Source organism: Novosphingobium capsulatum NBRC 12533 (assembly GCF_001598375.1).
In the GTDB taxonomy this organism is placed as follows: Bacteria; Pseudomonadota; Alphaproteobacteria; order Sphingomonadales; family Sphingomonadaceae; genus Novosphingobium; species Novosphingobium capsulatum.
The window spans coordinates 96666-123639 of record NZ_BCYV01000009.1 but is presented as its reverse complement, the minus strand read 5'-3'; the positions used below and the strand labels follow the sequence as shown (position 1 = coordinate 123639).

Genomic DNA, 26974 nt, shown 5'->3' with positions numbered 1-26974 from the left:
AAGGGCCATAGCGTGGCCGGCGATGGCACCCGTTCCCAAAACTGCCCCCGTCGAAAACCCGGTGATTGCTGCGCATGTTGCGCAGCGGATCGAGGCGCGCTTGCTCTATTGGCGGGGCTGGTCGATTGCGCAGATCGCCGAGGAAACCGGCCTTGCCGTTTCCACGCTATCGAGCTGGAAACAGCGCCAACGCTGGGACGCGGCCAGCCCGCGCGCGCGGGCCGAGGAATGTCTGTGGGTCCGCTATCAAACCCTGCTGGCGAAAGAGCAAAAGACCGGCAGCGACTTCAAGGAAATCGACCTGCTCGGTCGCCAGTTCGTGACCTTCGCGCGCATCGGCAAATTTGAAGGCGAGGGCGGCAACGAGGCGGATCTCAACCCCGACCGGGCCAAGGGCGCCAAGGCCACTAACGCCAAGAAGGAGAAGGCGAAGAACCTGATCACGCCCGAGATGGCGGCCGCCCTGCGCGCCGACATGCTGGCGGGTCTGTTCGGCCACCAGGAAACCTGGCTCTCCACCACGCATCTGCGCACGCGCATGATCGTCAAGAGCCGGCAGATCGGAGCCACCTGGTACTTCGCGCGCGAACGCCTGCTGGTGGCGCTCGAGACCGGCAAGAACCAGATTTTCCTCTCCGCCTCGCGCGCCCAGGCCAACATCTTCCGCGCCTATATCGTGCAATGGGTGCAGAAGGTTTGCGGGGTGACGCTGAAAGGCGATCCCATCGCCATCCAGCGCGGCGAGGACGAGACCGGCGCGCCGCTCGATCCGGTCGAGCTCTATTTCCTGGGCACCAATTACCGCACCGCGCAGGGCTATCACGGCGACGTGATCATCGACGAGTGCTTCTGGATCTACGGATTCGAAGAGCTGTTCAAAGTCGCCGCCGCCATGGCGACGCACAAGATCTACACGCGCACGCTGTTCTCCACGCCGAGCACCCTGGCGCACGAAGCCTATCCGATGTGGAGCGGCGACCGCTTCAATCGCCGCCGCGCCAAGGCCGACAAGGTGCGCATCGCCATCGATCATGCCGACCTGAAGGACGGCGCGATCGGCGCCGACGGCATCTGGCGCCAGATCGTCACCGTGTTCGATGCCCTGGCCAAAGGCTTCGACCTGGTCGACGTGGACGAGCTCCAGCGCGAGTATGCGGTGGACGAGTTCGACAACCTGTTCCGCTGCCTGTTCCTCGACGACAGCCAGTCGATGTTCCCCTTCGAAATCATGCGCCGCTGCATGGTCGATAGCTGGGAAGTGTGGCGCGACTTCCAGCCCTACGCCGCGCGGCCTTATGAGGGCGAAGTCTGGCTGGGCTATGACCCCAACGCCAGCGAGAACGGCACGGGCGACGATGCCGCGCTGGTCGCCTTGGCCGCGCCGATCACGCCGGGCGCCAAGTTCCGTATCCTCGAAAAGAAGCGGCTCAAGGGCCTGCAGTTCGACGAGCAGGCCGCCGCGATTCGCGAGATGGCCGGGCGCTATCGCGTCACCCGCATCGCCATCGACACCACGGGCGTGGGCAAGGCGGTGGAGCAACTGGTGCGCAAGTGGTTCCCACTGGTGACGCCGATCACCTATTCGCCGCTGACCAAAAGCCAGATGGTGCTCAAAGCCAAGAATGTGATCACCACCGGGCGCCTTCAATTCGACGCGGGCTGGCTCGACATGATGAGCGCGTTCATGGCCATCCGTCCCGAGATCACCAAACACGGCATCACCTATGTCGCCGGCCGGGCCGGGGGCGTGGGCCATGCCGACCTGGCCTGGGCGACGATGCACGCCCTCCACTTCGAGCCGCTCGACGCCAGCGAGGCAGTCGGCGGCACATCCACCATGGAGATTTTCGATGTCTGACGAACCGGCTGCAGCTGTGGCCGCCCCGGCGGGCTCCGTCGCCTTTGCCTTTGGCGATGCGACGCCCGTGCTCGATCGGCGCGAGATTTTCGATCTGGTGGAAGTCAGTAACAATGGCCGCTGGTACGAGCCGCCGATTTCCCAGGCGGGCCTTGGCCGCTGCTACCGCATGGCGGCGCACCACCAGTCGGCCATCCTGCTCAAGCGCAACCTGCTGGTCTCCAGCTTCGTGCCGAGCCGCTGGCTGTCCAAAAGCGACTTTTCGCGCTGGGCGCTGGACTGGCTGATCTTCGGCAATGGCTATCTCGAAAGCGTGCCTAACGTGGCCGGGCGACCGGCCCTGCTGCGCCCGTCGCCCGCCGCCTATACGCGCGTGGGGCTCAAGCCGGGCCAGTTCTTCTATGTTCCGGGCATGTGGCTCAAAGACGCCACCGAGTTTCCGACCGGCGCGGTGCACCAGCTGATGGAGCCCGACCCGCTCCAGGAAATCTACGGCATGCCGGAATATCTGTCTTCGCTGCAGGCCGGGCTGCTCAACGAGGCGGCGACGCTGTTCCGCCGCAAATACTACATCAACGGCAGCCACGCGGGCTATATCCTCTATGTCAGCGAGGAAGGCTTTTCCGAAGGTGACAGCCAGAAGCTGCGCGAGGCGATGCGCCAGAGCAAGGGGCCGGGCAATTTCCGCAACTTCTTCCTGCACATCGCCAAGGGCAAGCCCGAGGGCGTGAAAGTGATCCCCATTGGTGAAGTCGGCGCCAAGGACGCCTTCACCGACATCAAGGACATGACCGCGCAGGATATGCTGGCCGCGCACCGCGTTCCACCGCAACTGCTCGGCATCGTGCCCAAGAACAGCGGCGGCTTCGGCAACGTGGTCGATGCCGCCCGCACTTTCTACCAACTCGAGATCGTGCCGATCCAGCAGCGTATGCTGGAGGTGAACGACTGGCTGGGCGCCCCGGCGCTGGCCTTCCAGCCCCCCGACGTGGCCCAGATCGCCGCGCCCGGCTGATGCGAAATGCCCGCCCCGGCCAAGCCGGTCGGAAGGCGGGGGAAGGGGCGCGCCAACGCCCCATATCCGACGACTGTTCCTCGTCATGTCCCGAACGGGCCCTGCCCGGTCCATCCCGCCTGCCGAATCGGCGTGATGGAACATATAAGGAACAAGATTGATGCTGTCGACTCAAGCCGCCGCCATGGGCACGCACGAGCACATCACCCCGATCCGCCCGCCCGCACCCTACATCGGCGGCAAGAAGATGCTGGCCAAGCGCCTGGTCGAACGGATCAACGCCACCCCGCACACCATCTATGCCGAACCGTTCGTCGGCATGGGCGGCGTATTCTTCCGCCGCGACCAGCGCCCCAAGTGCGAAGTGATCAACGACTGGAGCGAGGATGTCGCCACCTTCTTCCGCGTGATCCAGCGGCATTATGTGGCCTTCATGGACATGCTGCGCTGGCAAATCACCAGCCGCGCCGGCTTCGAACGCCTGCGCCGGCAAGACCCCACCACGCTCACCGACCTGGAACGCGCGGCGCGGTTCCTCTATCTCCAGCGCTTGGCGTTTGGCGGCACGGTGGTCGGGCGCAATTTCGGGGTCGATCTTGGTGCGAGTGCCCGCTTCGACGTCGCCAAAGTAGGCCCCCTGATCGAAGCCGCCCACGAACGCCTCTCGGGCGTGGTCATCGAACGCCTGCCCTGGTCCGACTTCCTCACCCGCTACGACCGCCCAGGCACGTTGTTCTACCTCGATCCACCTTACTATGGGGCTGAGGGATTCTATGGCCGCGACCTGTTCGACCGCGACCAGTTCACCGCCATGGCCGACCAATTGCGCGGCCTCAAAGGGCGATTCATCCTCTCGCTGAATGACCACCCCCACGTGCGCCGCATCTTCGCCGGATTCGCGATTCAAGCCGTGCCTGTGCGCTATACTGTGGGCGGCATGGCGCAAAGCAAGGTGGTAGGGGAGGTAATTGTCAGCGGATAAGCTCCTGCTGCCATTGACCAGCGTAACCACTGGACAGTGGCAGTGCCTGACCCAAGCATAGATCGAAGCTGAAACGTATTGCCTTTAGGCATTGGCTCAGCGAAAGTGCCTGCACCATACGAAAGAGTGGGGAGCGGGGATGAATGATTTTTTAGGCGCCTGTGGGCACTCTCATACCTCGATATCGGAACCCAGCCGTTCCGGAATCGTTCATTGACCCTGACCAATGTTGATCCGATAAGGCTTGCGCGACGCCGTATGCCGCACTAAGGGGCCGCGACCGCTGACCAGGGCGCCCATCATCGAAATGGAAGTGCTGTCATGAATGAGCTGATAGGAACTGTGGGGGCCATCGTTTTTGGCTTCGTGGCGCTTATCCTCCTTACGGTCTTTGTGAGCGTCATTAAAACTGGATCCTCGGAAATTTCACAGCTTCGCCGCAAGGATTACGGTCTAAAGCCATGGATTTCGGGTTCCATGCGTCGGCCGGCACGCGGGGCAACCATGCGCGAGTTGGAAGGTATTGAATTGAAATCGTCGGGTGGGCAACTTAAACATGCCCGTCGGACCAGAGCTCCGTCTCCGGAACTGCTCTAAACTTGAATTCTCTGCGCGTAGGGGGCGCGCCCGGTTGGACGACTCAACAGACGATGGACTGCCGTTCCGCTTCCCGTCGAATGGCGAACCACCTTGGGCGGGCGCGGAGCACAGCTACGCGAGTTGGATTCCCAATGTTTCCGGTCATCTCTCCTTTGGGATGATCGACGGTAGAGGTAAGTGCCACACCGTTAATCAGCATTGCGACGTGGAGGGGGCCCGCGTTATCGCGGCCCATGAGCGCCGTTCTGCGCAAGATTTTCCACTGCCAGGCGGTCTCATCGGCCTTTTACGTAGGTCCGTGACGCAGGACTTCCTCTTTGTCGGCAATACCCACGCCTGCCACACGCCCTATATATTGAACGAGGCTTCATCGAACCCGACAAGCCCGATGCGCTATGAGCGAAATGGGGTATTGGTGGGCAAAGTTCTCGTTTTACCTCCGGATGATGAGCCGGGCACAGACGCGATTCGTCAGCGTCTTATCGACGGCATCCATCGTGAGATGGATGAGCGTCTTGACAGTTATCTCCTCAATCCGCCTGGCGAGCTCCACGGTCTGCCGTCTGCAATTCTCACTTTAATCGACAACGCGAAGGATCATGTTACCTGCTTTGCCTTGAATTTCGCGATATTCCGTACTGGCGAAGTACGAATTTGGTTTAATATGGCCGAACTACTCGGCCGGGACGTGGTCGACTACCCTCCTACCGCCCTTGAGTTGATAGTGGCGGATGCCTTGCCTTCGCAAGCCTATTACTTTCTGAAGGATGTATTCCACTTTCATTATCATCACGATCCACGGACCGATCAACTACTTGATATAACAAGGCTCGAGCCTGGCAGATGCGCAGCTGAGCAAGACCTGTCATGGCGCATCAACATTCTGCGCGGTTTGGCAAAGGTCGTAGTTGAATACCGCCAGTCCAACCGGCCGGACAGTAACAAGAAGGCGTTGGGCGTTCTCGCCTACGCCGACGCTTTCCAGTCGCTGCTGGCTCGGGTTGTCCGCAAAAAGGACGTCAAAGACGGTTTTGAGCCGACTAACAAAATCATCCTCTACGATTTCGACCACACCAAAACTTCGCTGGAAGCGCTGGATGCCTTAGCTGATTCGGCCCGCGGGGCTGCGCTGCAGCTATTTGGCATTTTCGTCGGTGTTATCCTCTCTGCGCTCGCGCTCTGGTCGGGCGCGGTCCAAATTCAGCCTATCCTGTGCGGCGACAAGCGCGTTAGCGCAGCGATCTGTCCGCCTATTAAACCAGGCTTCACGACAGACATCGTAAACCAGGTAGTCTCCAACCCACTTGGCTTCGTGGTGGTGCTCACGATCCTGGGCGGTCTTGCCTACATCTTTTTGTTCAAGGGGGTAACGAACATCCCACTGGCAAAGCCGTTGTTGAGGTTCGTGAGAGCACTTTCGGCGGCGGTCGGCGCCGAAATGGCCAAACGCAGCAAGCGGGATCAGGTCGGGTACGTTTTTCAGCTAGTATTCCTGCTTTTCCTGACATTCCTCGCCGCTGCGATCGCCTATATATTTACGCCAAAAAATGAAGTCGCACCGGTACAGGCCCGACCTCCAGCGCCAACGAACCGGGACTCGTTGGATGCTTTTGTGGGTAGGAAACCAAGCGATAGCGGGCTGTTCAATTCAAGTGTAATTGCCAGCAAAATCCGTGACGTACTCGGCGGTGACTACGAACTCTTCTTGAGAAATATGAGCCAAACGTCGGTTTTGACGCAAGAGAACTCGTTTCTTTGGGTTACCGGTAGCCGTGCGGGCGACCGGGATGAGACTGCCTATCTGGTCCTAGACCGAAAGACGCAGCAACTCGAGATAGGTATCCGTTCAAGCGGCAGGAACGAGGTTTATCGGAGTATCGGCGCCCCGCTGCTTAAGCCTGCTGACATCCAGCGGTTCACTGGTAGCTTTGCCAGTGACATCGGTCCCTTTCCAGTGGAAACCTCAGTCTGCAAGATGAGCTCAGGCGGAACTTCGGGGGGGACCATCCAACTTTCGGGAACCATGGGCGGCGTCGAGACCTGCAGTTATCGTATGGTTCTTCGTAAAGGCCAAGTGCTGGCTTTTAATCCTTCGAGTGCGCGAGGTATCGTCGTGCTGTTTGGTTCGGCTGCACCGGACCGCGAACTTGCTGGTGACGAATTGATCGAAGCCGACGGCACGTATCAAATGAAGGTGGGATGGAAGCGCGTCGGTGCAAAATCCGATTTTACCCGCCCACGGCGAGATTTCTATTTTCGGTTGAACGTGCGCTGAGTGTCCAAAACACATCCTCGTTAGACAGTGCTCGCTACCCGGAGCGGATATCGACGATCAGTTCGAGATCCAGTGCGGCAAATAAGGCGTAGCTCAAGAAAAGCTTGGTGCCGTCATGCCCGCTCTCGATCCGGGCGATCATTTTTTGGCGCAGCTCACACAGCTTACCCAAGTCCGTTTGGGTTCAGCCAGTCTGCCAGCGGGCGCGATGGATGATGTTGCCCACTGCAGGGCTAAACGTGCCAAATGGACCATTAGCGATCTCCTGTGACATATTATGCCGGAAATGGCATAAGCCGACCATATGCGATTTTCCGCATAAGTTGCTTTGCATGGCGATCGGCGCGTGGCGACGGGGCTTATCGAGCGGGGCTGTTCGACAGTCAATGGAACCGGCGGACGAGGGCTGCGGCTGGATATCGGGCTTGCACGGCCAGCCAATCCTCTCCAGACCCCGTGCGCCGCACTTGCCCCCACGCCCCGCCTCCACGCTTCGGGGATGGTTTCTACGCAGTCGGCCGAGATCGCACGCAACATGGGAAGGGCTGGAAACCGGTTATTTTCTGGCCTATCGGCCGGTCACATTACAATGTGCACGCAAACGCATCTCGACGCACCTGGCGCGCCCTCTCGGAAAGCGCTTCGTCGGCGATCTGGCACAGCTTTTGCTCCTGGCGCCCCTGCCGAGCCCCGGAGCGGCGCAAGCCGCTCCGTCCGACGGTGCCGCAAAGCACGCCGGAGCGTTCGTTCTGTGTCGTTTGGGCCTGTCCGCGCCATCAAACTGCGTATCGCGAAGCGATTCCTTTTCCCCTTAGATACCTGAGGCGGGGTACTCCCTAGCCACTGAACTCGCACTTGGGGCACAGGAAGGCTGGCTGTCGAAATGCGCCCCCAGGGCGTCTAGGACGCGGGCGAGCTTGGGATCGTCGGGGTGAAGGGCGCTACCCAGGCCCGAGAGTGGCTTGACCAGCAGCGCCTGGCGCTCGGCCGCCTCAGCCTTTTTTCGCGCCTGGATCGCCTCTGCGCGCTTACGGCCGCCGACCAGTTGCGCGAATCGCTGCTGCACAGTTGCTGCCAGCTTGGTGGCGAAAGCATAGGCGTTCGTGATTTGTTCTCTTTGTGGCCCCTCGCAAGCCGAGCGGCCGGTCCGCCGCGTGCGCCGAACCTTGTCGATGAAGCCATGCGCCTTGAGCGCCTCGATCGCACGCACCACCGTGGCGCGGGCCAAGCGGGCCTTGGCGCAGATCGTGTCGATCGCGGGATCGCAGCGGCCAGTGGCAAAATCTACGTAGCCCAGCAGCACCTCAAGCACCCATAGGCCATTGCTGCCTAGTGGCCCTTCGCGCTCGCCCTTCTTCTTATGCAGCGAGTTGTATTCGCGCGCCACTTGGAGGAGCTTGTCACGCCAGCGCAAAGCTTCAGCCGTGCGTCCGCCACACACCGGGCGGAAGATCTGCGCACGCGGATCGTGCTCGTCGTAGCTGTGCTTACGCGGGGTGCGTTCGAACCGCTTGCCCTCTTGGATAGCCTTGACGCGCCAGCTAATAAGTTCGCCTATAGCTGCGGTCGTCATGCCCCTTGGCACCCTTGAAAAAAGGTTCGCCAAACGGCTTCAAAACGCCCGGAAACCCTGGAGCGCGCTTTTTGCGTACGCCACGGTGAAGTGGCTGACTTAATGCGGGAAAAGGCGTCTAGCCCTGCCACCACCAGTATTCCAGCCCGCTCGCCAGGGCTGCCCCCCACAAAGAATCCCGAGCTTTCACGGCCGGCCCGGTCGTTGTGGCAGCGTCACCTGCGGGTTTGGCGTGGCGCTGGGCACCAGGCCATAGTCGTAGGTCTCGCTGGCCTTCCAGGTATGGCCGCAAACCACATTGGTGCACTGGTAATAGATCTCGCGGTGGGTGTCGGTAACCGGCCGGCTCGACCGCCGTTGACCCGGTTGGTGGCAATGGGGGCAATGCAGGCGCCCGGTGCGCGGCTGCCCCGTGGTGGGGGATGGCATGGTGGATCTCCGTCTGTATCGATAAATCTATAATGCACCAATCTATCGTCTAGGCAATAGATAAATGAATTGCCGATTTATAGTTTAATCTATAAACCGCTATCCATGACACTGGGTGATCGCATTGCCGCGCGAATCAGCGCGTTGGGCCTGTCGCAGGCGGAACTGGCGCGCCGCGTCGGCATTTCACAGCCGAGCGTGAACCACCTCATCCGCAAGGGGGCGCAAGGGTCGCGCCATATCCACGCCATAGCCCGCGCTCTCGAAACGAGCGTGGAATATCTCACCGGTGAAACCGATGACCCCGCCAACGATGGTCGCCGTGCGCCATCGGTTTCGGTAGTTGCCGGAGCCATGGGCCTGGTTGCCGTGCGCGAGGTCGATCTGGCGATCGGCCTGGGCGCCGCCTATATCGACCAGCCTATCGCCGATGTGCAGCGCATGTTTCCGCGCGAATGGCTCGATCTCTATACCCGTGCCCCGGCGGAAAGTCTGATCATTGCGCGCGGTTCCGGGGACAGCATGATCCCCACTATTCTCGATAACGATCTGCTGCTGATCGATACCAGCCAGGCCGTGCCGCGCCTGGCCGATCAGGTCTGGGCGGTCAGCTATTGCGGGCTGGGCTGCGTCAAGCGTCTGCGGCCCAGCAAGGATGGCGGCTGGCTGCTGATGGCCGATAATCCTGCCATTTCCCCGATCACTGCATATGACGGGGAATTGCACGTGCTGGGCCGCGTCGTGGCCTATTTCCGCAAGATGTAGCGCGCCATGGTCCGTGCCAGCCGGGGATAGCCGGGCAGGGCCAGCGCCATCGCCAGCAGCGCTGCTGCGGCCGGCTGCCATTGGTGCAGGCCGGCATAGCAGGCTGCCACCGTGGGAAATACCGGCAGGGCGAGGCATTCGCGCCATACCAGCCCATGCCGGCCGGCGGGCGAAAGGCGCAGCCCCAGCCGGGCAATCGTGATCGTGCAGGTCGCTGCCAAGCTGATCAGCCAGCAGGGCCAGAACGGGGTGTGAAGGGGGATCATTGCGTGGTTCCTTTTGCGGTTGCCTCACCACAAAAGCCCAATTTGCCGCCCGGCGCGATGCCACCCTGTTGTGCAGTTTCCTTATACAACAAGGCTTTGCATGTAGTTGGGACGGCGCTGGTCGATCCCTGACAGCGGTTGGTGGCACTGGTGTGCGCCATACGCTTGCCGCGCGACGCGCCAGCGCCTAGACCGGCGGCATGCCTGGTGACATTTTTGACAATCGCGGACGCGGCAATGCCGGTTGGTCCTGGCCCTCCATCCATCCCGAAGGACGCAAGTTCGGCGCCATTGCCGGTGGCATCGCGCTGATCGCGGCCATTTTCGGCGGCAGCATCGTGGCCTGGCCGTTCGTGTTCCTCACGCTGGGGGTGCTGGCGTTCTTCCGCGATCCGGTGCGCGTGACTCCGCGTGACGATCGCTTTGTGGTGGCGCCGGCCGATGGCCTGATCACGCTGATCCAGAAGGTGGCCCCGCCGCGCGAGCTTTCGGCCGACGATGGCAGCGGCCTTGCCGCCATGGACCCGACGCCGGTTACCCGCGTGTCGATCTTCATGTCGGTGTTCGACGTGCACGTGAATCGCACCCCGATCGGTGGCACGATCCGCCGCGTGGTCTATATTCCTGGCAAGTTCCTCAATGCCGATCTCGACAAGGCGAGCGAGGAAAACGAGCGCCAGCACTTCCTGGTGGAACGCAGCGACGGCGTGAAGATCGGCTTCACGCAGATCGCCGGCCTGGTTGCGCGGCGCATCGTGCCGTTCGTCAAGAGCGGAGACATCGTCGCCGTGGGCCAGCGGGTTGGCCTCATTCGCTTTGGTAGCCGCGTTGACGTTTACCTGCCCGTCGGCACGGAGCCCAAGGTGCTGATCGGCCAGCGCGTGGTGGCCGGCGAAACCATCCTGGCCGAAATCGGCGATGCACCGCTGATCGAGGGCATCAGCCAGTGACCTTGCCGGCAGAGGACGAAGAGGCATTTTCGGGTGAAGACTTTGGCCGCCACCGGCTGCCGCGCGGGCTTACCCTGCGCGCGCTGGTGCCCAATGCCATTACCTCTGCTGCGCTATGCTGCGGGCTGACCGGTATTCGCTTTGCCATTGGTGGTGATTTCCGCGGCGCGGTGCTGGCGGTCATTCTTGCCGGCATGCTCGACGGCATCGATGGCCGTGTGGCGCGGCTGATGAAGGCGCAATCGCGCTTTGGCGCCGAGCTGGATAGCCTGTCTGACGCCATCTCGTTTGGCGTGGCGCCGGCGCTGATTCTCTATTTGTGGTCGTTGCAGCAGATGCCGCGCTTTGGCTGGTTTGCTGCGTTGGCGCTGGCGGTATGCTGCGCCCTGCGCCTCGCCCGCTTCAACGCCCGCATCGACATGGAAGAGCAGCCCCACAAGTCTGCCGGCTTTCTTACTGGCGTTCCCGCCCCGGCCGGCGCCGGCCTGTCGTTCCTGCCGCTTTACCTGTGGGTGGCGAGCGGCCGCGACGAGTTTCGCCAGCCGATCTTCGTGGCGATCTGGGCCGCGCTCATGGCCTTCATGATGATTTCCAACTTGGCGACGCCGGGCTGGTCATCGTTCCGCCCGCGCAAGACTATCCGGTTGGAACTTATCGCGCTGACCGGGCTGGTCTTTGCGGCCTTACTGACCGAACCCTGGCTTACGCTGGTGGGAATTTGCGCACTTTATCTGGTGCTCATTCCGGTTGGCGTGGTGCGCTATGCCCGGCTCAAGCGGCAGCGCGCCGTGTCGCTTTCGTAACCACGCCAGCGGCCGGGCGCGGCGAGGGGCGGCGCACCGTGCTGCGCACCAGCGGCGGCAGCGCCGGGGTCGCCGGCGCGGCGGTGGCCAGCGGGCTGTCGATCAGCCGCGCCAGGAAAGCGCGATCGAGGTCCAGCGCATCGGCTTGTTCCAGCGCGCGGGCATCGGCCAGCAACTGACGAATGGCGCCAAGCTGGCCGTGCCAGGTGGCCGCAACGGCAACCAGGGCTGCAACGCCGGCGCCGGCAATGACGAGCGAAGCGAGAATGGCGAGCATGGCGATGCCTTTCCGAAGACAAGAGGGCAGGTGCCAAGCAGGGCGTCCTGTGCCCAAGGCTTGACAGCAAGCGCTTGTGTTGTGGATAACTCGATCGTTCCTGAACGGTTCCTGTTTGGCCCGTCGACGCCCCAAATGTTCCACTTTTGTTCCGGTGCGTCAACTGGAATTTCAAACACATCTGCGCTCATGCTAAGTGTTTGTGCTTATGTCGAAAATCGATGAAACAGTGTTCGCGGCGCGGTGATTCGGGCGTGGAACAGTTGCGCCAGGGCGTGTTTTGCCTGCGCCGGGCAGGTTATCCCCGCGAATCACTGCTAAGGGCATTTCCGGTGGCATTGCCGCTTTGCGCGCGCTATGGGCGCCGCAGCCCAGCGGTGATTCGCGGCATTTCCGCCGCCATCATGACAGCAGGGCCAGTCCACATGGGGCGCGCACATACCGGTGCCAGCTGCGGGTTCTCCGCGCGGTTCCAGCGCTCCAGAGGTGAAACCGGAAGGAAATGATTATGGCGGCTCCCGTCGTCACCATGCAGCAACTGATCGAGGCCGGTGCCCACTTCGGCCACCAGACCCACCGCTGGAACCCGCGGATGAAGCCGTACATCTTCGGCGCCCGCAACGGCATCCACATCCTCGACCTGTCGCAGACCGTTCCGCTGATGTCGCGCGCGCTCGAGTTCATCTCGGCCACCGTGCAGGCCGGCGGCAAGGTGCTGTTCGTCGGCACCAAGCGCCAGGCGCAGGAACCGATCGCCCAGGCCGCCCGCGCTTCGGGTCAGCACTATGTCAACCACCGCTGGCTGGGCGGCATGCTCACCAACTGGAAGACCATCTCGGGCTCGATCAAGCGCTTCAAGGCGCTGGAAGAACAGCTTTCGGGTGACACCGCCGGTCTCACCAAGAAGGAAGTGCTCCAGCTCACGCGCGAGCGTGACAAGTTCGAACTGTCGCTCGGCGGTATCCGCGACATGGGCGGCATCCCCGACGTGATGTTCGTGATCGACGCCAACAAGGAAGAACTGGCGATCAAGGAAGCCAACGTGCTGGGTATCCCGGTCGTGGCGATCCTCGATTCGAACGTCTCGCCCGAAGGCATCGCGTTCCCGATCCCGGCGAACGACGACGCCAGCCGCGCCATCCGCCTCTATTGCGAAGCCGTGGCCGCCGCTGCCACCAAGGGCGGCCGTGACGCTGCCTATGCTTCGGGCGTGGACCTGGGCGCGCTGGACGAGCCGGTCGCCGAAGAAGCCGTCGAAGGCTGATTGCAGGCTGACATGACGGGGGCGGCGCCGCGATCGGCGCCGTCACCGAATTGTCCCGTTTCATGAAGTAGGGCCGCGGCGCGTGCAGCCGCGGCCGCACCGTTTCAGACAAAGGACAAACGCGATGGCTTACACCGCCGCTGACGTGAAGAACCTGCGCGAGCGCACTGGCGCCGGCATGATGGACTGCAAGAAGGCGCTCGACGAAGCCGCCGGCGATTTCGAAGCCGCGGTTGACGCGCTGCGCGCCAAGGGCCTTGCCGCCGCCGCCAAGAAGTCGAGCCGCACCGCCGCCGAAGGCCTCGTGGGCGTGGCCGTTTCGGGCACCAAGGGCGTCGCCGTCGAAGTGAACTCGGAAACCGACTTCGTCGCCAAGAACGAGCAGTTCCAGGACTTCGTGCGCAAGTCGACCGAAGTGGCGCTGGAAACCGGCGCGGCCGACGTGGAAGCTCTCAAGGCTGCTGCCTATCCGGACGGCGGCACCGTGGCCGACAAGCTGACCAACAACGTTGCCACCATCGGTGAAAACCAGCAGCTGCGCCGCATCAAGCACGTCGCTGTGTCGAACGGCATCGTCGTGCCCTACATGCACAACGCCGCTGCCACCAACCTCGGCAAGATCGGCGTGCTCGTCGCGCTCGAATCCGAAGCTGGCGCCGACGTGCTCGAGCCGCTCGGCAAGCAGATCGCGATGCACATCGCCGCTGCTTTCCCGCTGGCGCTCAATGCCGAAGACCTCGACGCCGAGCTGATCGCCCGCGAACGCAAGATCGCGGCTGAAAAGGCAGCTGAAAGCGGCAAGCCCGCCGAAGTGCAGGCCAAGATGGTCGATGGCGCCGTGGCCAAGTATGCCAAGGAAAACGCCCTGCTGTCGCAGCTGTTCGTGATGGACAACAAGACCCCGATCGCCCAGGTCGTCGAAGCGGCTGGCAAGGCTGCTGGCACCAAGATCGCCCTCGTTGACTACGTCCGCTTCCAGCTGGGCGAAGGCATCGAAAAGGAAGAGACCGACTTCGCCGCCGAAGTGGCGGCCGCTGCCGGCATCAAGTAAGCATCGCTTTTCGCGTCCCCGCGCAACCGGGGCCTGGCCTTGCCCGTGCGGCAATGCGCCGGGTTCCTGTTGCAGCGGGGACGTTTGCGTTTGCGAAAACCGCAGCGGCGCCCTTGGCAGGGCCTGTGCGCTGCGTATAAGGGCGCGACCAGGGGTGGAGGGGCCGCCGGTTGCGCGCCAACCCGCCTTCATCCCGACCCTTTTTTGCGAGACCCGGACGCCCCATGACCACCCCTGCAAAGTTCAAGCGCATCCTGCTCAAGCTTTCCGGCGAAGTGCTCATGGGCAACCAGCAGTTCGGCATCGATACCGATTTCGTCGCCGCGCTCGCCGCCGAAGTGAAGGCTGCCAAGGAAACCGGCCTCGAAATCTGCCTGGTTATTGGCGGTGGCAACATCTTTCGCGGGATGGCTGGCGCTGCCAAGGGCATGGACCGCGCCCAGGCCGATTACATGGGCATGCTGGCCACGGTGATGAACGCACTGGCGATGCAGTCCGCCCTCGAAAAGCTGGGCGTCGACACCCGCGTGCAATCGGCCGTGCAGATGGACCAGGTGTGCGAACCCGTCATCCGCCGCCGCGCCGAACGCCATCTCGCCAAGGGCCGGGTGGTGATCTTTGCCGCCGGCGTGGGCGCGCCCTATTTCACCACCGATTCCGGCGCAGCGCTGCGTGCGGCCGAAATGCAGTGTGATGCGCTGTTCAAGGGCACCAGCGTCGATGGCGTCTATAATGCCGATCCCAAGAAGGATGCGGCGGCCAAGCGCTTTGACACCATCGACTATGACACCGTGCTGGCGCACAACCTGCAGGTGATGGATGCCTCGGCCGTGGCGCTGTGCCGCGACAACAATATTCCCATCGTCGTGTTCTCGATCCGCGAGCAGGGCAACCTTGCCCGCGTGCTGGCCGGAGAGGGCACGCAGACCATCGTTCGGAAGGAAGCCTGATCCATGGCAAAGTATGACAAAGGCGATCTTGAGCGCCGCATGAAGGGCGCTGTCGAATCGCTCAAGGGCGATCTCGCCGGCCTGCGCACCGGCCGCGCCAACACCGCGCTGCTCGATCCGATCACGGTCGAAGTCTATGGCAGCCACATGCCCTTGAACCAGCTGGCCACCGTGTCTGCCCCCGAACCGCGCCTGCTTTCGGTGCAGGTGTGGGACAAGTCCAACGTCGGCCCGGTGGAAAAGGCGATCCGGTCTGCCGGCCTTGGCCTCAACCCCATCAACGACGGCAACAACCTGCGCCTGCCGATCCCGGACCTGACCGAGGAACGCCGCAAGGAACTGGCCAAGCTGGCCAGCAAGTATGCCGAAGGCGCCCGCATCGCCGTGCGCAACGTGCGCCGCGATGGCATGGAAGCCTTGAAGGCCGACGAGGCCAAGAAGGAAATCTCGGAGGACGAGCGCAAGCGCCTGGAAACCGAAGTCCAGAAGCTGACCGACGAGACGATCAAGGCCGTGGACGACGCTGCCGCCCATAAGGAAAAGGAAATCCTGGGCAAGTGAGCGCCGCGCCGGTTCCCGTGCCGCAGGTTCGCGACGGGGGCGATGGCGCCCCCTTGGCCCGCCACGTTGCCATCATCATGGATGGCAACGGGCGCTGGGCCAAGAAGCGGTTCATGCCCCGTGCGTTTGGCCACAAGCGCGGCGTGGAAGCCGTGCGCGCGGCCGTGCGCGCCGCGGGCGACCTGGGGCTCGAGGCGCTGACGCTCTATGCCTTCAGTTCCGAGAACTGGAAGCGCCCGGCCGACGAGATTTCCGATCTCATGGGCCTGCTGCGCGCGTTCATCCGCAGCGATATCGACGAGATCGACCGCAATGGCGTGCGGCTCAAGATCATCGGCGAATATCGCGCGCTGGCGCCCGATCTGGTGCAACTGATCGATGATGCCGTGGCGCGCACCGCCGGCAATACCCGGCTCACGCTGGCAATCGCGCTCAACTATGGCTCGCAGCAGGAAATTGCCCGCGCCGCCGCCCGCGCCGCTGCCAAGGGCGAGATCACGCCCGAAACCATCGCGGCCGAGCTTGATACGGCAGACCTGCCGCCGCTCGACCTGCTGATCCGCACTTCGGGCGAGGTGCGGCTGTCGAATTTCCTGCTGTGGCAGGCCGCCTATGCCGAAATGGTGTTTACCCCGGTGTTGTGGCCCGATTTCACCCCCGATCACTTGCGCGCCGCGCTTGATCAGTTTGCCGAGCGGGAGCGGCGCTTTGGCGGACGTTGATCCCGCCGTGGCCGCACAACCGCAACCGGCCAAGCGTTCCGACCTGCCCGTGCGCCTGGCGTCGGCCGTGGTCATGCTGGGCGTGGCTGGCCTGGCCGTGTGGCGCGGCGGGGTGGCGCTCGATGCCTTCATCGCGGCTGTCGGCCTGGTCGTATTTGGCGAATATGTTCGCCTGGTGGCACGCATCGCGCCCGATCCGGCGCGCATGGTCGCCGGGGTCATTACCGGCGCGGTCTATATCGGCTGGGGCGCCCTGGCGCTGATCGTGATGCCCACGCCCTTGCTGGTGGCGGTCATGGGCCTGGTGATCTGCACCGATACGGGCGCCTATTTCACCGGCCGTGCGCTCGGCGGCCCCAAGATTGCGCCGCGCATCAGCCCGTCGAAAACCTGGTCGGGCCTGGCCGGTGGCATGGCCGCCGCTGGGCTGTGGACTGGGCTGTTCACGCTGGGCGGCGCCTGGCTGATCAGCGGCCTTGGCCCCACCGGCCCGAGCCTGGCAGAGGCGTTGCACATCGCCAACCTGGGTGTGGCAGCCCTGGCCGGTGCCGTGTTGGCAGTGGCGGCGCAGGCGGGCGATTTCTACGAATCGTGGCTCAAGCGGCGGGCGGGGGTCAAGGATTCCTCGCGCCTCATCCCGGGCCACGGCGGCTTTTTCGATCGCGTTGACGGGCTGTTGCCGGTGGCCATCATCGTCGGCACCGCCTGGGCGCTGGGGGCACCGGCATGACCGCGCAACGTTCCATCACCATCCTGGGCGCGACCGGTTCGATCGGCACGTCGACGCTCGATCTGGTGCGCCGCAATCCCGCTGCCTTCCGCGTCGAGGCGCTGACCGCCCATGCCCAGGTGGCCGAACTGGCCGCGCTCGCCCGCGAATTTTCCGCGCGCCTGGCCGTGGTCGGTGATCCTGCCCGCCTGGCGGAGCTGCGTGCGGCGCTTGCTGGCACCGATATCGCCGTGGCCGCCGGCCCGGACGCCCTGGTCGAGGCGGCCGCGCGCGGCGCCGACATTACTGTCGCCGCGATCGTTGGCTGTGCCGGCCTGGCGCCTACCATGGCGGCGATCGAATGTGGCCGCACCGTGGCCTTGGCCAACAAGGAAGCGCTGGTTTCCGCGGGCGAGGTGATGACCGCGGCCGTGGCGCGCAGCGGCGCCACGTTGCTGCCGGTCGATTCGGAGCACAACGCGATCTTCCAGTGCCTTGCGGGCAATGCGCCCGAGCATGTGCGGATGATCACGCTGACGGCCAGTGGCGGCCCGTTCCGCGATTGGGCGGCCGATCGCCTGCCCCATGCCACCCCGGCCCAGGCGGTGAAGCACCCCAATTGGTCTATGGGCGCCAAGATCAGCGTCGATTCGGCCACGATGATGAACAAGGGGCTCGAGTTCATCGAGGCGTTTCACCTGTTCCCCGTGGGGGTGGAGCGGCTGCGCATCCTGGTCCATCCGCAATCGATCGTGCATTCGATGGTCGAATATCGCGATGGCTCTACCCTGGCGCAGCTTGGTCCTTCAGATATGCGCGTGCCGATCGCCTCGTGCCTGGCCTGGCCGGCGCGGATGGACACGCCCTGTGCGCCGCTCGATCTTGCCGAGATCGGCGAACTCACGTTTCGCCAGCCCGACGAATCGCGCTTTCCTGCCACGCGCCTGGCGCGCGAGGCGGTGATCGCCGGGGGCGCAGCGCCGGCCGTGCTTAATGCCGCGAATGAAATCGCGGTGGCTGCGTTCCTGGCTGGTAAGATCGGGTTCACGCAAATCGTGGCATGTGTGCAGGCTGTGCTGGATCGTGGCCTGCCGCCGCCGCCTGCCTGCCTGGCAGATGTGATTGCGGTTGACCACGAAGCCCGCTTGCGCACACATGCGCATATGGAGCCCGTTCGTTGATGCAGACCCCCGGCCTATTGATCAGTTTTCTGGGCTTCGTGCTCGTGCTGGGGCCACTCGTCTTCCTTCACGAACTGGGTCACTATCTGGTCGGTCGCTGGTGCGGGGTAAAGGCCGATGTCTTTTCGATCGGTTTTGGCCGTGAACTGATCGGCTGGACCGACAAGCGCGGCACGCGCTGGAAGCTCTCGCTGCTGCCGCTGGGTGGTTATGTCCAGTTCGCCGGAGACATGAGCCCGACGAGCAAGCCGACGTCGGAATGGCTGGCATTGCCGGCGGCAGAGCGCAACCGCACGTTCCAGGCCAAGGCGCTGTGGCAGCGCGCGCTGATCGTGCTGGCGGGCCCGGTTACCAATCTGCTCGTCGCGCTGGTCATCCTGTCGGGCTTTACCATGGCCTATGGCAAGCTCGTGGTGCCGCCCGTGATCGGCGTGGTGCAGCCCGGCTCGGTGGCGGAAAAGGCTGGCGTGCGCGTGGGCGATCGCGTCGTGGCGATGCGCGGAAGCGCGGTCGATACTTTCCTCGACGTCAAGATGACCGTGGCGCAGCATCCCGGCGAACCACTTGACCTGGTGGTGGAACGCGGTGGCAAGCGCCAGACGCTGCCCGTGGTTGCCGGCACCCGCGCGGATTCCGATCGCTTTGGCAACGTTCAGAAAATCGGATTTATCGGGGTGGGCCCGGCCAGTGTCGAACTGGTCCGTGTCGGCCCGCTGGCGGCAGTGGCCGATGGCGCACGGCAGATGCGCGGCATTGTCGACACCATGGTCACCGGCATCGTGCAGATCGCAACAGGTCGGCGCGAGGTGAAGGAACTGGGCGGCCCGATCAAGATCGCCAAGTTCTCTGGCGAGCAGCTGGTCTCGGGCTGGCAGCCGTTCGTGTTCTTCGTCGCGCTGATTTCGATTAATCTGGGATTCATCAATCTCTTGCCAATTCCCGTGCTCGACGGGGGGCATCTGGCCTTCTACCTGGCAGAGGCGGTGCGCCGCCGGCCGGTCAGTGCGCGCGGCCAGGAATGGGCGTTTCGCACCGGCCTGGCGCTGGTAGTGGCCCTGATGCTGATCGTCACGGTCAACGATGTTGCCTCGCTCGACCTGTTCGGTGCGCATGGCCTGTTTGGAGCAAAGGTTTTCGGCGGCTGACCGGTTTGGTTGGCGCCGCATGGGCGCAGGATGATCGGCCAGCGGCCGGGCAGGGGGCTCGGTAGGCCGAAGGCGCATTATTTTCCACAATATGCGGGGTGAATGCGGTGCCTTGCACCATGCTTGCTTGATTGGCACAGCGGCATCGGGCACAGGGCTGCGGTGCCGAAAATCCGGCAACCGCCATCGTGGCGGAACATTACGAATTCAGACGGGATGGCGCTTGGTGATGAATGAACGGTACGCGAGCCTGACCGCCCCCGCCGCAGCGCGGGCATCGAACCCGGCAACGGCGCGGGTTTCGACTCTCGCGGTGGCGCTGCTTGCCTCGACCACGCTGGGCAATCCGGCCCTGGCGCAGAGTGCGCCCAAGGCAAAGGCCGCGTCTGCTCCGGCACCTGCCACTGCCCCGGCCAACGCTCCGGCCGCGCCCGCCGTGGCTGCGCCGGCCGAACCGGTGCAACTGGTCCGCTCGATCACCATCGACGGCGCCCAGCGCCTCGAGCCCGATACGATTCGTTCGTACATCCGCCTGCGCGAAGGCGATCGCTATACCCAGGCCGCGGCCGACCAGGTGCTCAAGGACCTGTTCGCCACCGAACTGTTCGCCGACGTGCAGGTGCGCAACAACGCGGGCGCGGTGACCATCCAGGTCAAGGAAAACCCGGTCGTCAACCGCATCATCCTGGAAGGCAACAAGCGCCTCAAGGAAGACAAGATCCTGCCCGAGATCAAGCTCTCGGCGCGCCAGATCTTCACACGGTCCAAGGTGCGCGCCGACGTGTCGCGCATCATCGAGCTGTACAAGCGCCAGGGCCGATTCGCCGCCTCGGTCGAGCCCAAGATGGTCATGCTCGACCAGAACCGCGTCGATATCGTGTTCGAGATCACCGAAGGGCCCAAGTCCAAGGTTCGCCAGATCAACATCATCGGCAACCAGCAGTTTTCCGATACCGAACTGCGCACCGAGATGGTGACCAAGCAGGCCCGCGCGTTCCGCCTGTTCTCGTCGGGCACCAGCTATGATCCCGATCGCCTCGCGTTCGACCAGCAGAAGCTGCGCCAGTTCTACCTGACCAAGGGCTATGCCGATTTCCGCGTGGTTTCGGCCGTGGCCGAACTGACGCCGGACAAGAAGGACTTCATCATCACCTACGTGGTGGAGGAAGGGAAGCGCTACAAGTTCGGCGACGTGAAGGTGGACAGCCAGCTGCGCGAGATCGACGGCGACAGCCTGGTCAAGAAGCTGCCGATGAAGGCGGGTGACTGGTACAACGCCAAGCTGGTCGAAGACACCGTCGACAGCCTGAGCGAGACGGCCGGCAGCCTGGGCTATGCCTTTGCCAACGTGCAGCCCGATTTCGCGCGGAACAAGGATGACCTCACCATGGGCATCACGTTCCGCATTGCGGATGCGCCGCGCGTCTATGTCGAACGTGTCGATGTCAACGGCAACACGCTGACCCAGGACAAGGTGATCCGTCGCGAATTCCGCCTCGCGGAAGGTGACGCGTTCAATTCCTACCAGATCAAGCGCTCGTCCAACCGCATCAAGTCGCTCGGCTATTTCCAGGAAAAGTTCGAGGTTGAGCAGAAGCCGGGCACCACGCCCGATCGCATCGCGCTCGAAGCCAACGTGGAAGAAAAGCCCACCGGCGAACTGCAGCTTTCGGCCGGTTTCTCCAGCCTGGAAAGCTTCATCTTCCAGGCCTCGATCCGCCAGAACAACTTCCGCGGTCGCGGCCAGACGCTGGGTCTCTCGGTCGATTATTCCTACTATTCGCGCAGCGTCCAGCTGAGCTTTACCGAGCCCTATCTGTTCGATCGCAACATCTCGATGGGCGTCGACGTCTATCGCCGCGATTACAACAGCTTCAACTATCTCAATTCCAACCGCAACACGACGTACAAGCAGACCACGACCGGCTTCCAGATCCGCGCCGGCGTGCCGCTGACCGAGTATATGTCGCTGATCGGCCGTTACACGTTCAACATCGACGACGTGACGCTCGACCAAGCGACCTATTACCTCAACGGCGTCTGCAGCCCGCTGCTGGCCGGTCGTTATCTGTGCGATGCCATCGGCCACCGCACCAGCTCGATCTTCGGCACCTCGGTGGTCTACGACACGCTCGATAACCGCCTGCGTCCCACCAAGGGCACGTCGTGGCTGCTCAGCGGCGACGTTGCCGGGCTCGGCGGTTCGGTCAAGTATGCCCGCATCACCGCCAATGCCGCGCACTACTGGCCGGTGGGCAAGGGCTTCGTGTTCAGCCTGCGCGGCGAAGGTGGCGCGATCGAGCCGCTGGCCAGCCGTTCGTCGGATCCCACCGTGGACGATGTGCGCCTGACCGACCGCTTCTTCCTGGGCCAGCCGCAGATGCGCGGCTTCGACATTCGCGGCGTGGGCCCGCGCGTGCTGCGCAAGTACTACTCGCGCAATTCCGATGGCACGTTCGGCGCGATCACCACCGACCGCAATTCGTGGGCGGACGACGCGCTGGGCGGCCGTTACTACTATATCGGCCATGCCGAGCTTGAAATTCCGCTTGGTGCCGGTGCCCGCGAAATGGGCCTGCGTCCGTCGATCTTCATGGACGCTGGTGCGGTGTGGGGCGTGCGTCGCCCGGCCACCAGCACGGGCGTGGTGCTCTATACCGATGCGCTTACCGGCAAGATCACCACGGCCGCCAATGCCTCTGACGGCACGGCCAACAGCACATACCAGAAGTACGACGAAGTCTTCGTTGGCAACTCGCCGCAGCCGCGCATTTCGATCGGCATCGGCGTTAACTGGAACTCGCCCTTCGGCCCGTTCCGCATCGACTTCGCCAAGGTCTTGAAGAAGGTCGACGGCGACGACACCCAGCCCATCACTTTCAACGTGGGAACCCAGTTCTGATGAAACTCCGCATTGCCTCGGCCCTGATCGCGGGCCTGATGATCTCGGCTGCCCCCGCAGCCATGGCCGCAGCCCCCGCCGCCGCGTCGACCGCTCCGGTTGCCAACGGCATCGCCTATGCCAACCCGCAGGCGATCGTCGGTTCGTCGTCGGCCTATCAGACCGCGATGCAGCAGCGCCCGGTCACCTACAAGGCCCAGATCGACCAGGCCAAGACCCGCAGCGACCAGATCAACGCCCAGCTCAAGCCGCTGGCCGACAAGTTCCAGGCTGATCAGAAGAACCCCAAGGCCGATCGCGCTGCGCTCGAAGCCGAAGTGGGCCAGATCCAGCAGATCCAGGAAGACGGCAAGCGCGAGATCCAGCAGATCCTCGCTCCGCTGAACCTGGCTGAACAGTATGTGATCGAGCAGATCTCCGACAAGCTGGACGAAGCCACGCAGCGCGCGATGGCCAAGCGCCGCGCCACCATCGTGCTCGATGTGCAGGCCGTGGTGAAGGGCGATCCGGCCTCGAACATCAGCCAGGACATCCTGACCGAACTCAACGCCCTGATCCCCACCGCGCAGCTCGTGCCGCCGGCTGGCTGGATGCCGCGCGCCCAGCGTGAAGCGATGGCGCAGCAGCAGGCCCAGCAGGGCGCCGCGCCCGCCGCTTCGGGCGCCAAGGCGCCGGAAGGCCGCTAAGGCAAGGCATACGGGGATCCAATGACGCAGGAAGTTCAGGCCGAAACGGCCGCGCCGCTCTCGTTCGACGTGACCAAGGTGATGGCGGCGCTGCCGCATCGCTATCCCTTGCTGCTGGTCGATCGCGTGGCCTCGCTCGTGGTGGGTGAACGCATCCACGCGATCAAGGCCGTGACCATGAACGAGCAGTTCTTCCAGGGTCATTTCCCCGGCCGGCCGATCATGCCCGGCGTGCTCCAGATCGAGGCGCTGGCCCAGGCGGCCGGCGTCCTCGCGGTGGAAACGCTCGGCCTCGCGGGCTCTGGCAAGCTTGTCTATTTCATGGCGATCGAAAACGCGAAGTTCCGCACGCCGGTAGAGCCGGGTTGCCTGCTCGACCTGCACGTGGAATTCACGCAGATGCGTTCGCGCGTGTGCAAGTTTGCCGGCAAGGCGATGCTGGGTGACAAGATCGCCACCGAGTGCAGCTTTACCGCAATGATCGCCGATAGCTGAGTTCAGTCAGCGCTTACGGCACAAGACTCGACAAGCGGCGCCCTTTCGATTAGGGGCGCCGCTTTCGAGTTTACATCTCTCGTTTCCCAGCCGCCGGTCGGAACCGGCGGTACATCGGAGCAGTCCCATGAAGGCCAACATCCACCCCGACTACCACTTCATCAAGGTGCAGATGACCGACGGCACCGTGTTCGAAACCCGCTCCACCTGGGGCAAGGAAGGCGACACGCTGGCTCTCGACATCGACCCCACCTCGCACCCGGCCTGGACCGGTGGCAACCAGCGTCTGCTGGACCAGGGTGGCCGCGTGGCCCAGTTCAACAAGCGCTTCGGTGGTCTCACTCTCAAGAAGTGAGCGGCCGCGATCGGGCAGGGCCACGTGCCTTGCCCGCGCGAGCGCGGACCAGGGGCGGCTTCGGCCGCCCTTTTTCGTATCTGCCGCGCCCGCCGCGTCTGCGGCTGGTGAAATCCATGGCCAAGGGTGCTTGCCATGGCCGGGGGGAGCCATAAGGTAACACCATGCAACCAACGCCCTCTGCCTCCGGTTTGCCGGCCACGTCACTCGATCGCCTGCTCGGTTATCAGTTGCGCCGTGCCTCGGCCGTGATGATGGCTGATCTGGCACGCGAGCTGGCCGATCTTGAAATGCGCCCGGCCGAAGTGACCGCACTGCTGGTGATCGGCGAAAACCCCGGCTGCTCGCAAACCGAAGTGGGGCAGGTGCTGGGGATCAAGCGCGCTAACATGGTGCCGATCATCTCACGGCTGATGGATCGTGACCTGATCGATCGCGAACGCGCCGATGGGCGCAGCCATGCGCTGCGCGTCACGGAAACCGGGGCGGCGGTGGTGGCTGATGCCCTGGCCCGGATCGAGCGGCACGAGACGCGCTTTTCCGAGCTGTTCGACACGGCCACGCTCGATGCGCTCCACGCCGCGTTGCCACTGATTCGCGGGCAGCGGGACGAGGCCGAGGGCTGACCTTGGCTGCCTGACGCTCCCGGTGTCCCGGCCGGGTTGCCTCGAAAGCGGATTGGCTTGGCTCCAAAGCGGCGCCGGCCTTGCTTGCCTGGGCCGCGCCCTGGGCGCAATTCCACCGCATGAACCGGGCGCTGCTGCCTGCGGCGGAGGCAGGCTTTTCTCTGGTGGAACTGATGGTGGCCCTGGCAATCGCCGGATTGGCCGCCACGGCCGTGATTCTCAATCTGCCGTCCACTACGGCCGCGCCCGCGATCGCTGCACAGCGCCTGGCCGTGCGGCTGGCCGCCGCGCGCGACATGGCGGTGATCGCGGGCCGGCCGGTGGCGGTCACGCTCGATGCGACCGGCTATGCCTTTGCCCAGCGCCGTGATGGCGCCTGGGTCGATCCGGCTGATCGCCGCCTGCGCCGCCAGGCCTGGCCGGCCGGGGTCGCCCTGGCACCATCGGCGGGGCAGGGCAGCGCGCGGCATCTGGTGTTCGATGCGATGGGCATGGCCAATGCGCCGCTGGCCATCACGCTTTCGGCCGGCACTGGCACGGCCGTTGTGCGGGTAGCCCGCGATGGCGTCGTGGCGATTGGTGGGGCCAGGCCGTGATGACGGCGCCACATGGCCAGGCCGCGCCGCCCAGCGAGGCCGGCTTTTCGCTGCTCGAGGTCATGGTCGCGCTGGCGGTCTTCGCGATCGCGGCACTGGCACTGCTGCGGCTGGAGGCGGCAGGCCTCGCTGGCAGTGCCACGCTCGACCGGCGCTTCCTGCGCGAGGTGGAGGCAGGCAACCAGGCGACGCAATGGCGTGCAGACCCGGGCGGTGGCGCGCCTGGCATCGCGGGCGGCATCGTCGTCAACGGCGGTCGGCGCCTGGCCTGGCAGCGGGTGGTGCGCCGCGATGGTGCGGTGCTGGTGGCGCAAATCTCGGTGCGCGCGCTCGATGCTCCGCAAGAGGTTGCCGTGGCGCGGGCCGTGCGCGCTGCGCCATGACCGTTCTGCCGCCCGGCGAGCGGGGCTTCAGCCTGGTCGAGATGCTGGTTGCCCTGGCGGTCTTCGCCCTGATCGCCACGGCGGCGTTGGCCTTGTTGCGCGGCACGGCAAGCAGCGAACGCACGCTGCGCCATCACGATGCTGCGGCTGGGCAACTGCGCCGCATGGTTGCGCTGTGGCAGGCCGATCTGAGCCAGGCCGAGCCACGCCTTGGCCTGGCTACCGGGGGCGATGGCGTGCTGCTGGCCCTGGTGCGCGATGGCTGGGCCAACCCCAATGGATTGCCCCGGCCGCCGCTGGAGCGCCTGGAGTACCGCTGGACCGGCCAGGCGCTGGTGCGGCGTAGCTATCCCCAACTGGCGGGCGCTGCTGCGGATATCGATCTGGCCGTGCTGCCGCTGACCACGCCGCCGCGCCTGCGGCTGCGCGACGCGGCGGGGCAATGGCATCAGGGCCAATGGACAAGGCCCGATTTCCCCGTGGCCGCCGAACTGGTCATCGCGCCTCCGGGCCTGGCGGGCCCTTTGCGCCTCGTCGCGCCGTTTGGGCAGCCGTGAGCGTGGCACAGCCCCCGCCGCACGAACGCGGCGCGGCGCTGCTCGGTGTGCTGCTGCTGGTGGCGATCATGGCCGTGTTGGCCGGCCTGATGCTCGATCGGCTGGGTCTGGCCACGCGGCTGGCGGGCAATGCGCAGGCGCAGGCAGCCGCCCGCCGCGCCTTGGCCGAAGGGGAAGTGCGGTTGCTCGCCAGGCTTGCCGAGCCCGGCGGCGCGCTTCACCGGGCGGAGCGCGGCAAATGGGCCGTGCCGCGCGGGCAGATTGCCTGGCAACTGGCGCCGGGTGGCAACTGCTTCAACGTCAACGCCCTGGTTGATGCGGCGCCCGATGGCACGCTGCGCGTGCGCCCGGCGGGCCTGCTCGAACTGCGCGCGCTGATGGCCTCGCTCGGTATCGGCAGCAGCCAGGCCGCGCCATTGGCTGCAGCCATGGCCGATTGGATCGATAGCGACGCGCTGTCCTTGCCCGATGGCGCAGAAGATGCCGACTATGCCCGCCTGGCCACGCCCTATCGCACCGCAGGCCGCCCGCTCGTGGCGGTGGGTGAACTGCGCGCGGTGCGCGGCATGACTGGCCCGCTCTATGCGCGGCTTGCCCCCTGGCTCTGTGCCTTGCCCGAGGTGGGCAGCTCACCCATCGCGCTGGGCAGCCTGGTGCCGGGGCAGGGGCGCCTTCTGGCAATGTTCGCGCCCGATGCGCTGAGCGTGGCGCGGGCCGAGCAGATCATCGCCCAGGCGCCAACCGGCGGCTATCGCGATCTGGCCTCTGCGCTGGGCCCGGCGCAGGGCCTCGCCACCGGGGAAATCGTGCTCACCGATCGCTGGCTGCGGGCGCGGCTGGTTGCCACGATCGATTCGCAAGCCTTGGAAGAAGAGCTGCTGATCGATGCCGGCACCACCCCGCCACGGATCGCCGGGCGCAGCTGGGGCGAGGCGGCTGATCGCTGAAAAAGTTATCCCCCGATGCAAGTTTTCCCTTTTCAAGGCGGCAGGATTGTT

30 protein-coding genes are annotated in these 26974 nt (G+C 64.4%); 25 read left to right on the top strand and 5 right to left on the bottom strand.

Annotation, left to right across the window (positions count from 1 at the left end; translation table 11 throughout):
* The first annotated feature begins 22 nt into the window (after positions 1–22).
* The 5 genes from SCA01S_RS09050 (at position 23) to SCA01S_RS09035 (ending at position 6730) form a co-directional block, all read left to right on the top strand.
* Positions 23–1858, top strand: a complete 1836-nt coding sequence (locus tag SCA01S_RS09050; protein WP_062784973.1) for a terminase large subunit domain-containing protein — start codon at positions 23–25, stop codon at positions 1856–1858.
* Positions 1851–2873, top strand: a complete 1023-nt coding sequence (locus tag SCA01S_RS09045; RefSeq protein ID WP_062784971.1) for a phage portal protein — start codon at positions 1851–1853, stop codon at positions 2871–2873. Before SCA01S_RS09050 ends, SCA01S_RS09045 begins: the two co-directional genes overlap by 8 nt.
* Before the next feature lie 160 nt (positions 2874–3033).
* Complete coding sequence (locus SCA01S_RS09040) at positions 3034–3855, top strand: DNA adenine methylase (RefSeq protein ID WP_084390887.1); 822 nt, start codon at positions 3034–3036, stop codon at positions 3853–3855.
* A 321-nt stretch (positions 3856–4176) separates the two neighbouring features.
* Positions 4177–4452, top strand: a complete 276-nt coding sequence (locus SCA01S_RS22175; RefSeq protein WP_157088912.1) for a hypothetical protein — start codon at positions 4177–4179, stop codon at positions 4450–4452.
* A 301-nt stretch (positions 4453–4753) separates the two neighbouring features.
* Complete coding sequence (locus tag SCA01S_RS09035; RefSeq protein WP_167542882.1) at positions 4754–6730, top strand: Ivy family c-type lysozyme inhibitor; 1977 nt, start codon at positions 4754–4756, stop codon at positions 6728–6730.
* Positions 6731–6764: 34 nt separating this feature from the next.
* Here the strand turns inward: SCA01S_RS09035 and SCA01S_RS22170 are convergent, their stop codons facing one another.
* The 3 genes from SCA01S_RS22170 to SCA01S_RS21730 all read right to left on the bottom strand — a co-directional run bounded on the left by SCA01S_RS22170 (position 6765) and on the right by SCA01S_RS21730 (position 8732).
* Positions 6765–6902 carry a hypothetical protein gene (locus tag SCA01S_RS22170; protein ID WP_157088910.1) on the bottom strand — a complete coding sequence of 46 codons (138 nt, stop codon included), beginning with the start codon at positions 6900–6902 and terminating at the stop codon, positions 6765–6767.
* A gap of 639 nt (positions 6903–7541) precedes the next feature.
* On the bottom strand, positions 7542–8303 hold the full coding sequence (locus SCA01S_RS09030) for a hypothetical protein (RefSeq protein WP_062784965.1): 762 nt from the start codon (positions 8301–8303) through the stop codon (positions 7542–7544).
* 186 nt (positions 8304–8489) lie between these two features.
* Positions 8490–8732: an Ogr/Delta-like zinc finger protein gene (locus SCA01S_RS21730; RefSeq protein ID WP_082209206.1), complete on the bottom strand. Its 243-nt coding sequence runs from the start codon at positions 8730–8732 to the stop codon at positions 8490–8492.
* Between the two features lie 105 nt (positions 8733–8837).
* On the opposite strand from SCA01S_RS21730, the gene SCA01S_RS09025 reads away from it, so the two are divergent.
* Entirely contained in the window at positions 8838–9497 is a 660-nt protein-coding gene (locus SCA01S_RS09025) for a S24 family peptidase (protein WP_022677329.1), read from the top strand.
* Here SCA01S_RS09025 and SCA01S_RS09020 read toward each other — a convergent pair.
* Positions 9479–9763, bottom strand: coding sequence for a hypothetical protein (locus SCA01S_RS09020; RefSeq protein ID WP_062784963.1), 285 nt, complete (start codon positions 9761–9763; stop codon positions 9479–9481). The genes SCA01S_RS09025 and SCA01S_RS09020 overlap by 19 nt on opposite strands.
* Before the next feature lie 200 nt (positions 9764–9963).
* Here SCA01S_RS09020 and SCA01S_RS09015 point away from each other — a divergent pair, with 200 nt between their 5' ends.
* Positions 9964–10713: a phosphatidylserine decarboxylase gene (locus SCA01S_RS09015; protein ID WP_022677327.1), complete on the top strand. Its 750-nt coding sequence runs from the start codon at positions 9964–9966 to the stop codon at positions 10711–10713.
* Positions 10714–10715: 2 nt separating this feature from the next.
* A complete protein-coding gene (locus SCA01S_RS09010) occupies positions 10716–11516 on the top strand; it encodes a CDP-alcohol phosphatidyltransferase family protein (protein WP_084390886.1) in 801 nt (266 codons plus the stop codon).
* On the opposite strand, the gene SCA01S_RS09005 is transcribed toward SCA01S_RS09010, so the two are convergent.
* Positions 11485–11793, bottom strand: a complete 309-nt coding sequence (locus SCA01S_RS09005) for a hypothetical protein (protein WP_022677326.1) — start codon at positions 11791–11793, stop codon at positions 11485–11487. The genes SCA01S_RS09010 and SCA01S_RS09005 overlap by 32 nt on opposite strands.
* Before the next feature lie 508 nt (positions 11794–12301).
* Between SCA01S_RS09005 and rpsB the strand changes: the two genes are divergently transcribed.
* From rpsB to gspK, 17 genes are all read left to right on the top strand, one after another.
* Entirely contained in the window at positions 12302–13057 is a 756-nt protein-coding gene (rpsB, locus tag SCA01S_RS09000) for a 30S ribosomal protein S2 (RefSeq protein ID WP_062784960.1), read from the top strand.
* A 124-nt stretch (positions 13058–13181) separates the two neighbouring features.
* Entirely contained in the window at positions 13182–14108 is a 927-nt protein-coding gene (gene tsf, locus SCA01S_RS08995) for a translation elongation factor Ts (RefSeq protein WP_062784959.1), read from the top strand.
* A 224-nt stretch (positions 14109–14332) separates the two neighbouring features.
* Complete coding sequence (gene pyrH / locus SCA01S_RS08990) at positions 14333–15058, top strand: UMP kinase (protein ID WP_022677323.1); 726 nt, start codon at positions 14333–14335, stop codon at positions 15056–15058.
* Positions 15059–15061: 3 nt separating this feature from the next.
* Positions 15062–15619 (top strand): ribosome recycling factor, encoded by a 558-nt coding sequence (gene frr, locus SCA01S_RS08985; protein ID WP_022677322.1) that lies wholly within the window; start codon positions 15062–15064, stop codon positions 15617–15619.
* A gap of 77 nt (positions 15620–15696) precedes the next feature.
* On the top strand, positions 15697–16341 hold the full coding sequence (gene uppS, locus SCA01S_RS08980; protein WP_051146413.1) for a polyprenyl diphosphate synthase: 645 nt from the start codon (positions 15697–15699) through the stop codon (positions 16339–16341).
* Positions 16328–17071, top strand: coding sequence for a phosphatidate cytidylyltransferase (locus SCA01S_RS08975; protein WP_062784958.1), 744 nt, complete (start codon positions 16328–16330; stop codon positions 17069–17071). The genes uppS and SCA01S_RS08975 overlap by 14 nt, the downstream gene beginning before the upstream one ends.
* On the top strand, positions 17068–18231 hold the full coding sequence (locus SCA01S_RS08970) for a 1-deoxy-D-xylulose-5-phosphate reductoisomerase (protein WP_062784956.1): 1164 nt from the start codon (positions 17068–17070) through the stop codon (positions 18229–18231). The genes SCA01S_RS08975 and SCA01S_RS08970 overlap by 4 nt, the downstream gene beginning before the upstream one ends.
* Positions 18228–19376: an RIP metalloprotease RseP gene (gene rseP, locus SCA01S_RS08965; RefSeq protein WP_171793861.1), complete on the top strand. Its 1149-nt coding sequence runs from the start codon at positions 18228–18230 to the stop codon at positions 19374–19376. The genes SCA01S_RS08970 and rseP overlap by 4 nt, the downstream gene beginning before the upstream one ends.
* A 229-nt stretch (positions 19377–19605) precedes the next feature.
* On the top strand, positions 19606–22278 hold the full coding sequence (bamA, locus tag SCA01S_RS08960; RefSeq protein WP_062784954.1) for an outer membrane protein assembly factor BamA: 2673 nt from the start codon (positions 19606–19608) through the stop codon (positions 22276–22278).
* A complete protein-coding gene (locus tag SCA01S_RS08955; protein ID WP_022677316.1) occupies positions 22278–22964 on the top strand; it encodes an OmpH family outer membrane protein in 687 nt (228 codons plus the stop codon). The genes bamA and SCA01S_RS08955 overlap by 1 nt, the downstream gene beginning before the upstream one ends.
* A gap of 21 nt (positions 22965–22985) precedes the next feature.
* The gene (gene fabZ, locus SCA01S_RS08950) at positions 22986–23459 is read left to right on the top strand and encodes a 3-hydroxyacyl-ACP dehydratase FabZ (RefSeq protein WP_022677315.1); all 474 of its coding nucleotides are present in this window, start codon (positions 22986–22988) and stop codon (positions 23457–23459) included.
* Between the two features lie 127 nt (positions 23460–23586).
* On the top strand, positions 23587–23814 hold the full coding sequence (rpmE, locus tag SCA01S_RS08945; RefSeq protein ID WP_022677314.1) for a 50S ribosomal protein L31: 228 nt from the start codon (positions 23587–23589) through the stop codon (positions 23812–23814).
* A gap of 164 nt (positions 23815–23978) precedes the next feature.
* Positions 23979–24440, top strand: a complete 462-nt coding sequence (locus SCA01S_RS08940) for a MarR family winged helix-turn-helix transcriptional regulator (protein ID WP_084390884.1) — start codon at positions 23979–23981, stop codon at positions 24438–24440.
* Positions 24441–24559: 119 nt separating this feature from the next.
* Positions 24560–25036 carry a GspH/FimT family pseudopilin gene (locus SCA01S_RS08935; protein ID WP_062784950.1) on the top strand — a complete coding sequence of 159 codons (477 nt, stop codon included), beginning with the start codon at positions 24560–24562 and terminating at the stop codon, positions 25034–25036.
* Complete coding sequence (gspI, locus tag SCA01S_RS08930) at positions 25036–25419, top strand: type II secretion system minor pseudopilin GspI (RefSeq protein ID WP_062784948.1); 384 nt, start codon at positions 25036–25038, stop codon at positions 25417–25419. The genes SCA01S_RS08935 and gspI overlap by 1 nt, the downstream gene beginning before the upstream one ends.
* Positions 25416–25976 (top strand): type II secretion system protein GspJ, encoded by a 561-nt coding sequence (locus tag SCA01S_RS08925; RefSeq protein ID WP_062784946.1) that lies wholly within the window; start codon positions 25416–25418, stop codon positions 25974–25976. Before gspI ends, SCA01S_RS08925 begins: the two co-directional genes overlap by 4 nt.
* 2 nt (positions 25977–25978) lie before the next feature.
* Complete coding sequence (gene gspK / locus SCA01S_RS08920) at positions 25979–26923, top strand: type II secretion system minor pseudopilin GspK (protein ID WP_062784944.1); 945 nt, start codon at positions 25979–25981, stop codon at positions 26921–26923.
* Positions 26924–26974: the final 51 nt, after the last annotated feature.

Bases quoted from the DNA above. Each gene is read 5' to 3' on its own strand.
- SCA01S_RS09050 (WP_062784973.1), top strand. From the start codon at position 23: ATGGCACCCGTTCCCAAAACTGCCCCCGTCGAAAACCCGGTGATTGCT.
- SCA01S_RS09045 (WP_062784971.1), top strand. From the start codon at position 1,851: ATGTCTGACGAACCGGCTGCAGCTGTGGCCGCCCCGGCGGGCTCCGTC.
- SCA01S_RS09040 (WP_084390887.1), top strand. From the start codon at position 3,034: ATGCTGTCGACTCAAGCCGCCGCCATGGGCACGCACGAGCACATCACC.
- SCA01S_RS22175 (WP_157088912.1), top strand. From the start codon at position 4,177: ATGAATGAGCTGATAGGAACTGTGGGGGCCATCGTTTTTGGCTTCGTG.
- SCA01S_RS09030 (WP_062784965.1), bottom strand. From the start codon at position 8,303: ATGACGACCGCAGCTATAGGCGAACTTATTAGCTGGCGCGTCAAGGCT.
- SCA01S_RS21730 (WP_082209206.1), bottom strand. From the start codon at position 8,732: ATGCCATCCCCCACCACGGGGCAGCCGCGCACCGGGCGCCTGCATTGC.
- SCA01S_RS09025 (WP_022677329.1), top strand. From the start codon at position 8,838: ATGACACTGGGTGATCGCATTGCCGCGCGAATCAGCGCGTTGGGCCTG.
- SCA01S_RS09020 (WP_062784963.1), bottom strand. From the start codon at position 9,763: ATGATCCCCCTTCACACCCCGTTCTGGCCCTGCTGGCTGATCAGCTTG.
- SCA01S_RS09015 (WP_022677327.1), top strand. From the start codon at position 9,964: ATGCCTGGTGACATTTTTGACAATCGCGGACGCGGCAATGCCGGTTGG.
- SCA01S_RS09005 (WP_022677326.1), bottom strand. From the start codon at position 11,793: ATGCTCGCCATTCTCGCTTCGCTCGTCATTGCCGGCGCCGGCGTTGCA.
- rpsB (WP_062784960.1), top strand. From the start codon at position 12,302: ATGGCGGCTCCCGTCGTCACCATGCAGCAACTGATCGAGGCCGGTGCC.
- tsf (WP_062784959.1), top strand. From the start codon at position 13,182: ATGGCTTACACCGCCGCTGACGTGAAGAACCTGCGCGAGCGCACTGGC.
- pyrH (WP_022677323.1), top strand. From the start codon at position 14,333: ATGACCACCCCTGCAAAGTTCAAGCGCATCCTGCTCAAGCTTTCCGGC.
- frr (WP_022677322.1), top strand. From the start codon at position 15,062: ATGGCAAAGTATGACAAAGGCGATCTTGAGCGCCGCATGAAGGGCGCT.
- uppS (WP_051146413.1), top strand. From the start codon at position 15,697: ATGGATGGCAACGGGCGCTGGGCCAAGAAGCGGTTCATGCCCCGTGCG.
- SCA01S_RS08970 (WP_062784956.1), top strand. From the start codon at position 17,068: ATGACCGCGCAACGTTCCATCACCATCCTGGGCGCGACCGGTTCGATC.
- bamA (WP_062784954.1), top strand. From the start codon at position 19,606: ATGAATGAACGGTACGCGAGCCTGACCGCCCCCGCCGCAGCGCGGGCA.
- SCA01S_RS08955 (WP_022677316.1), top strand. From the start codon at position 22,278: ATGAAACTCCGCATTGCCTCGGCCCTGATCGCGGGCCTGATGATCTCG.
- fabZ (WP_022677315.1), top strand. From the start codon at position 22,986: ATGACGCAGGAAGTTCAGGCCGAAACGGCCGCGCCGCTCTCGTTCGAC.
- rpmE (WP_022677314.1), top strand. From the start codon at position 23,587: ATGAAGGCCAACATCCACCCCGACTACCACTTCATCAAGGTGCAGATG.
- SCA01S_RS08940 (WP_084390884.1), top strand. From the start codon at position 23,979: ATGCAACCAACGCCCTCTGCCTCCGGTTTGCCGGCCACGTCACTCGAT.
- SCA01S_RS08935 (WP_062784950.1), top strand. From the start codon at position 24,560: ATGAACCGGGCGCTGCTGCCTGCGGCGGAGGCAGGCTTTTCTCTGGTG.
- gspI (WP_062784948.1), top strand. From the start codon at position 25,036: ATGACGGCGCCACATGGCCAGGCCGCGCCGCCCAGCGAGGCCGGCTTT.
- SCA01S_RS08925 (WP_062784946.1), top strand. From the start codon at position 25,416: ATGACCGTTCTGCCGCCCGGCGAGCGGGGCTTCAGCCTGGTCGAGATG.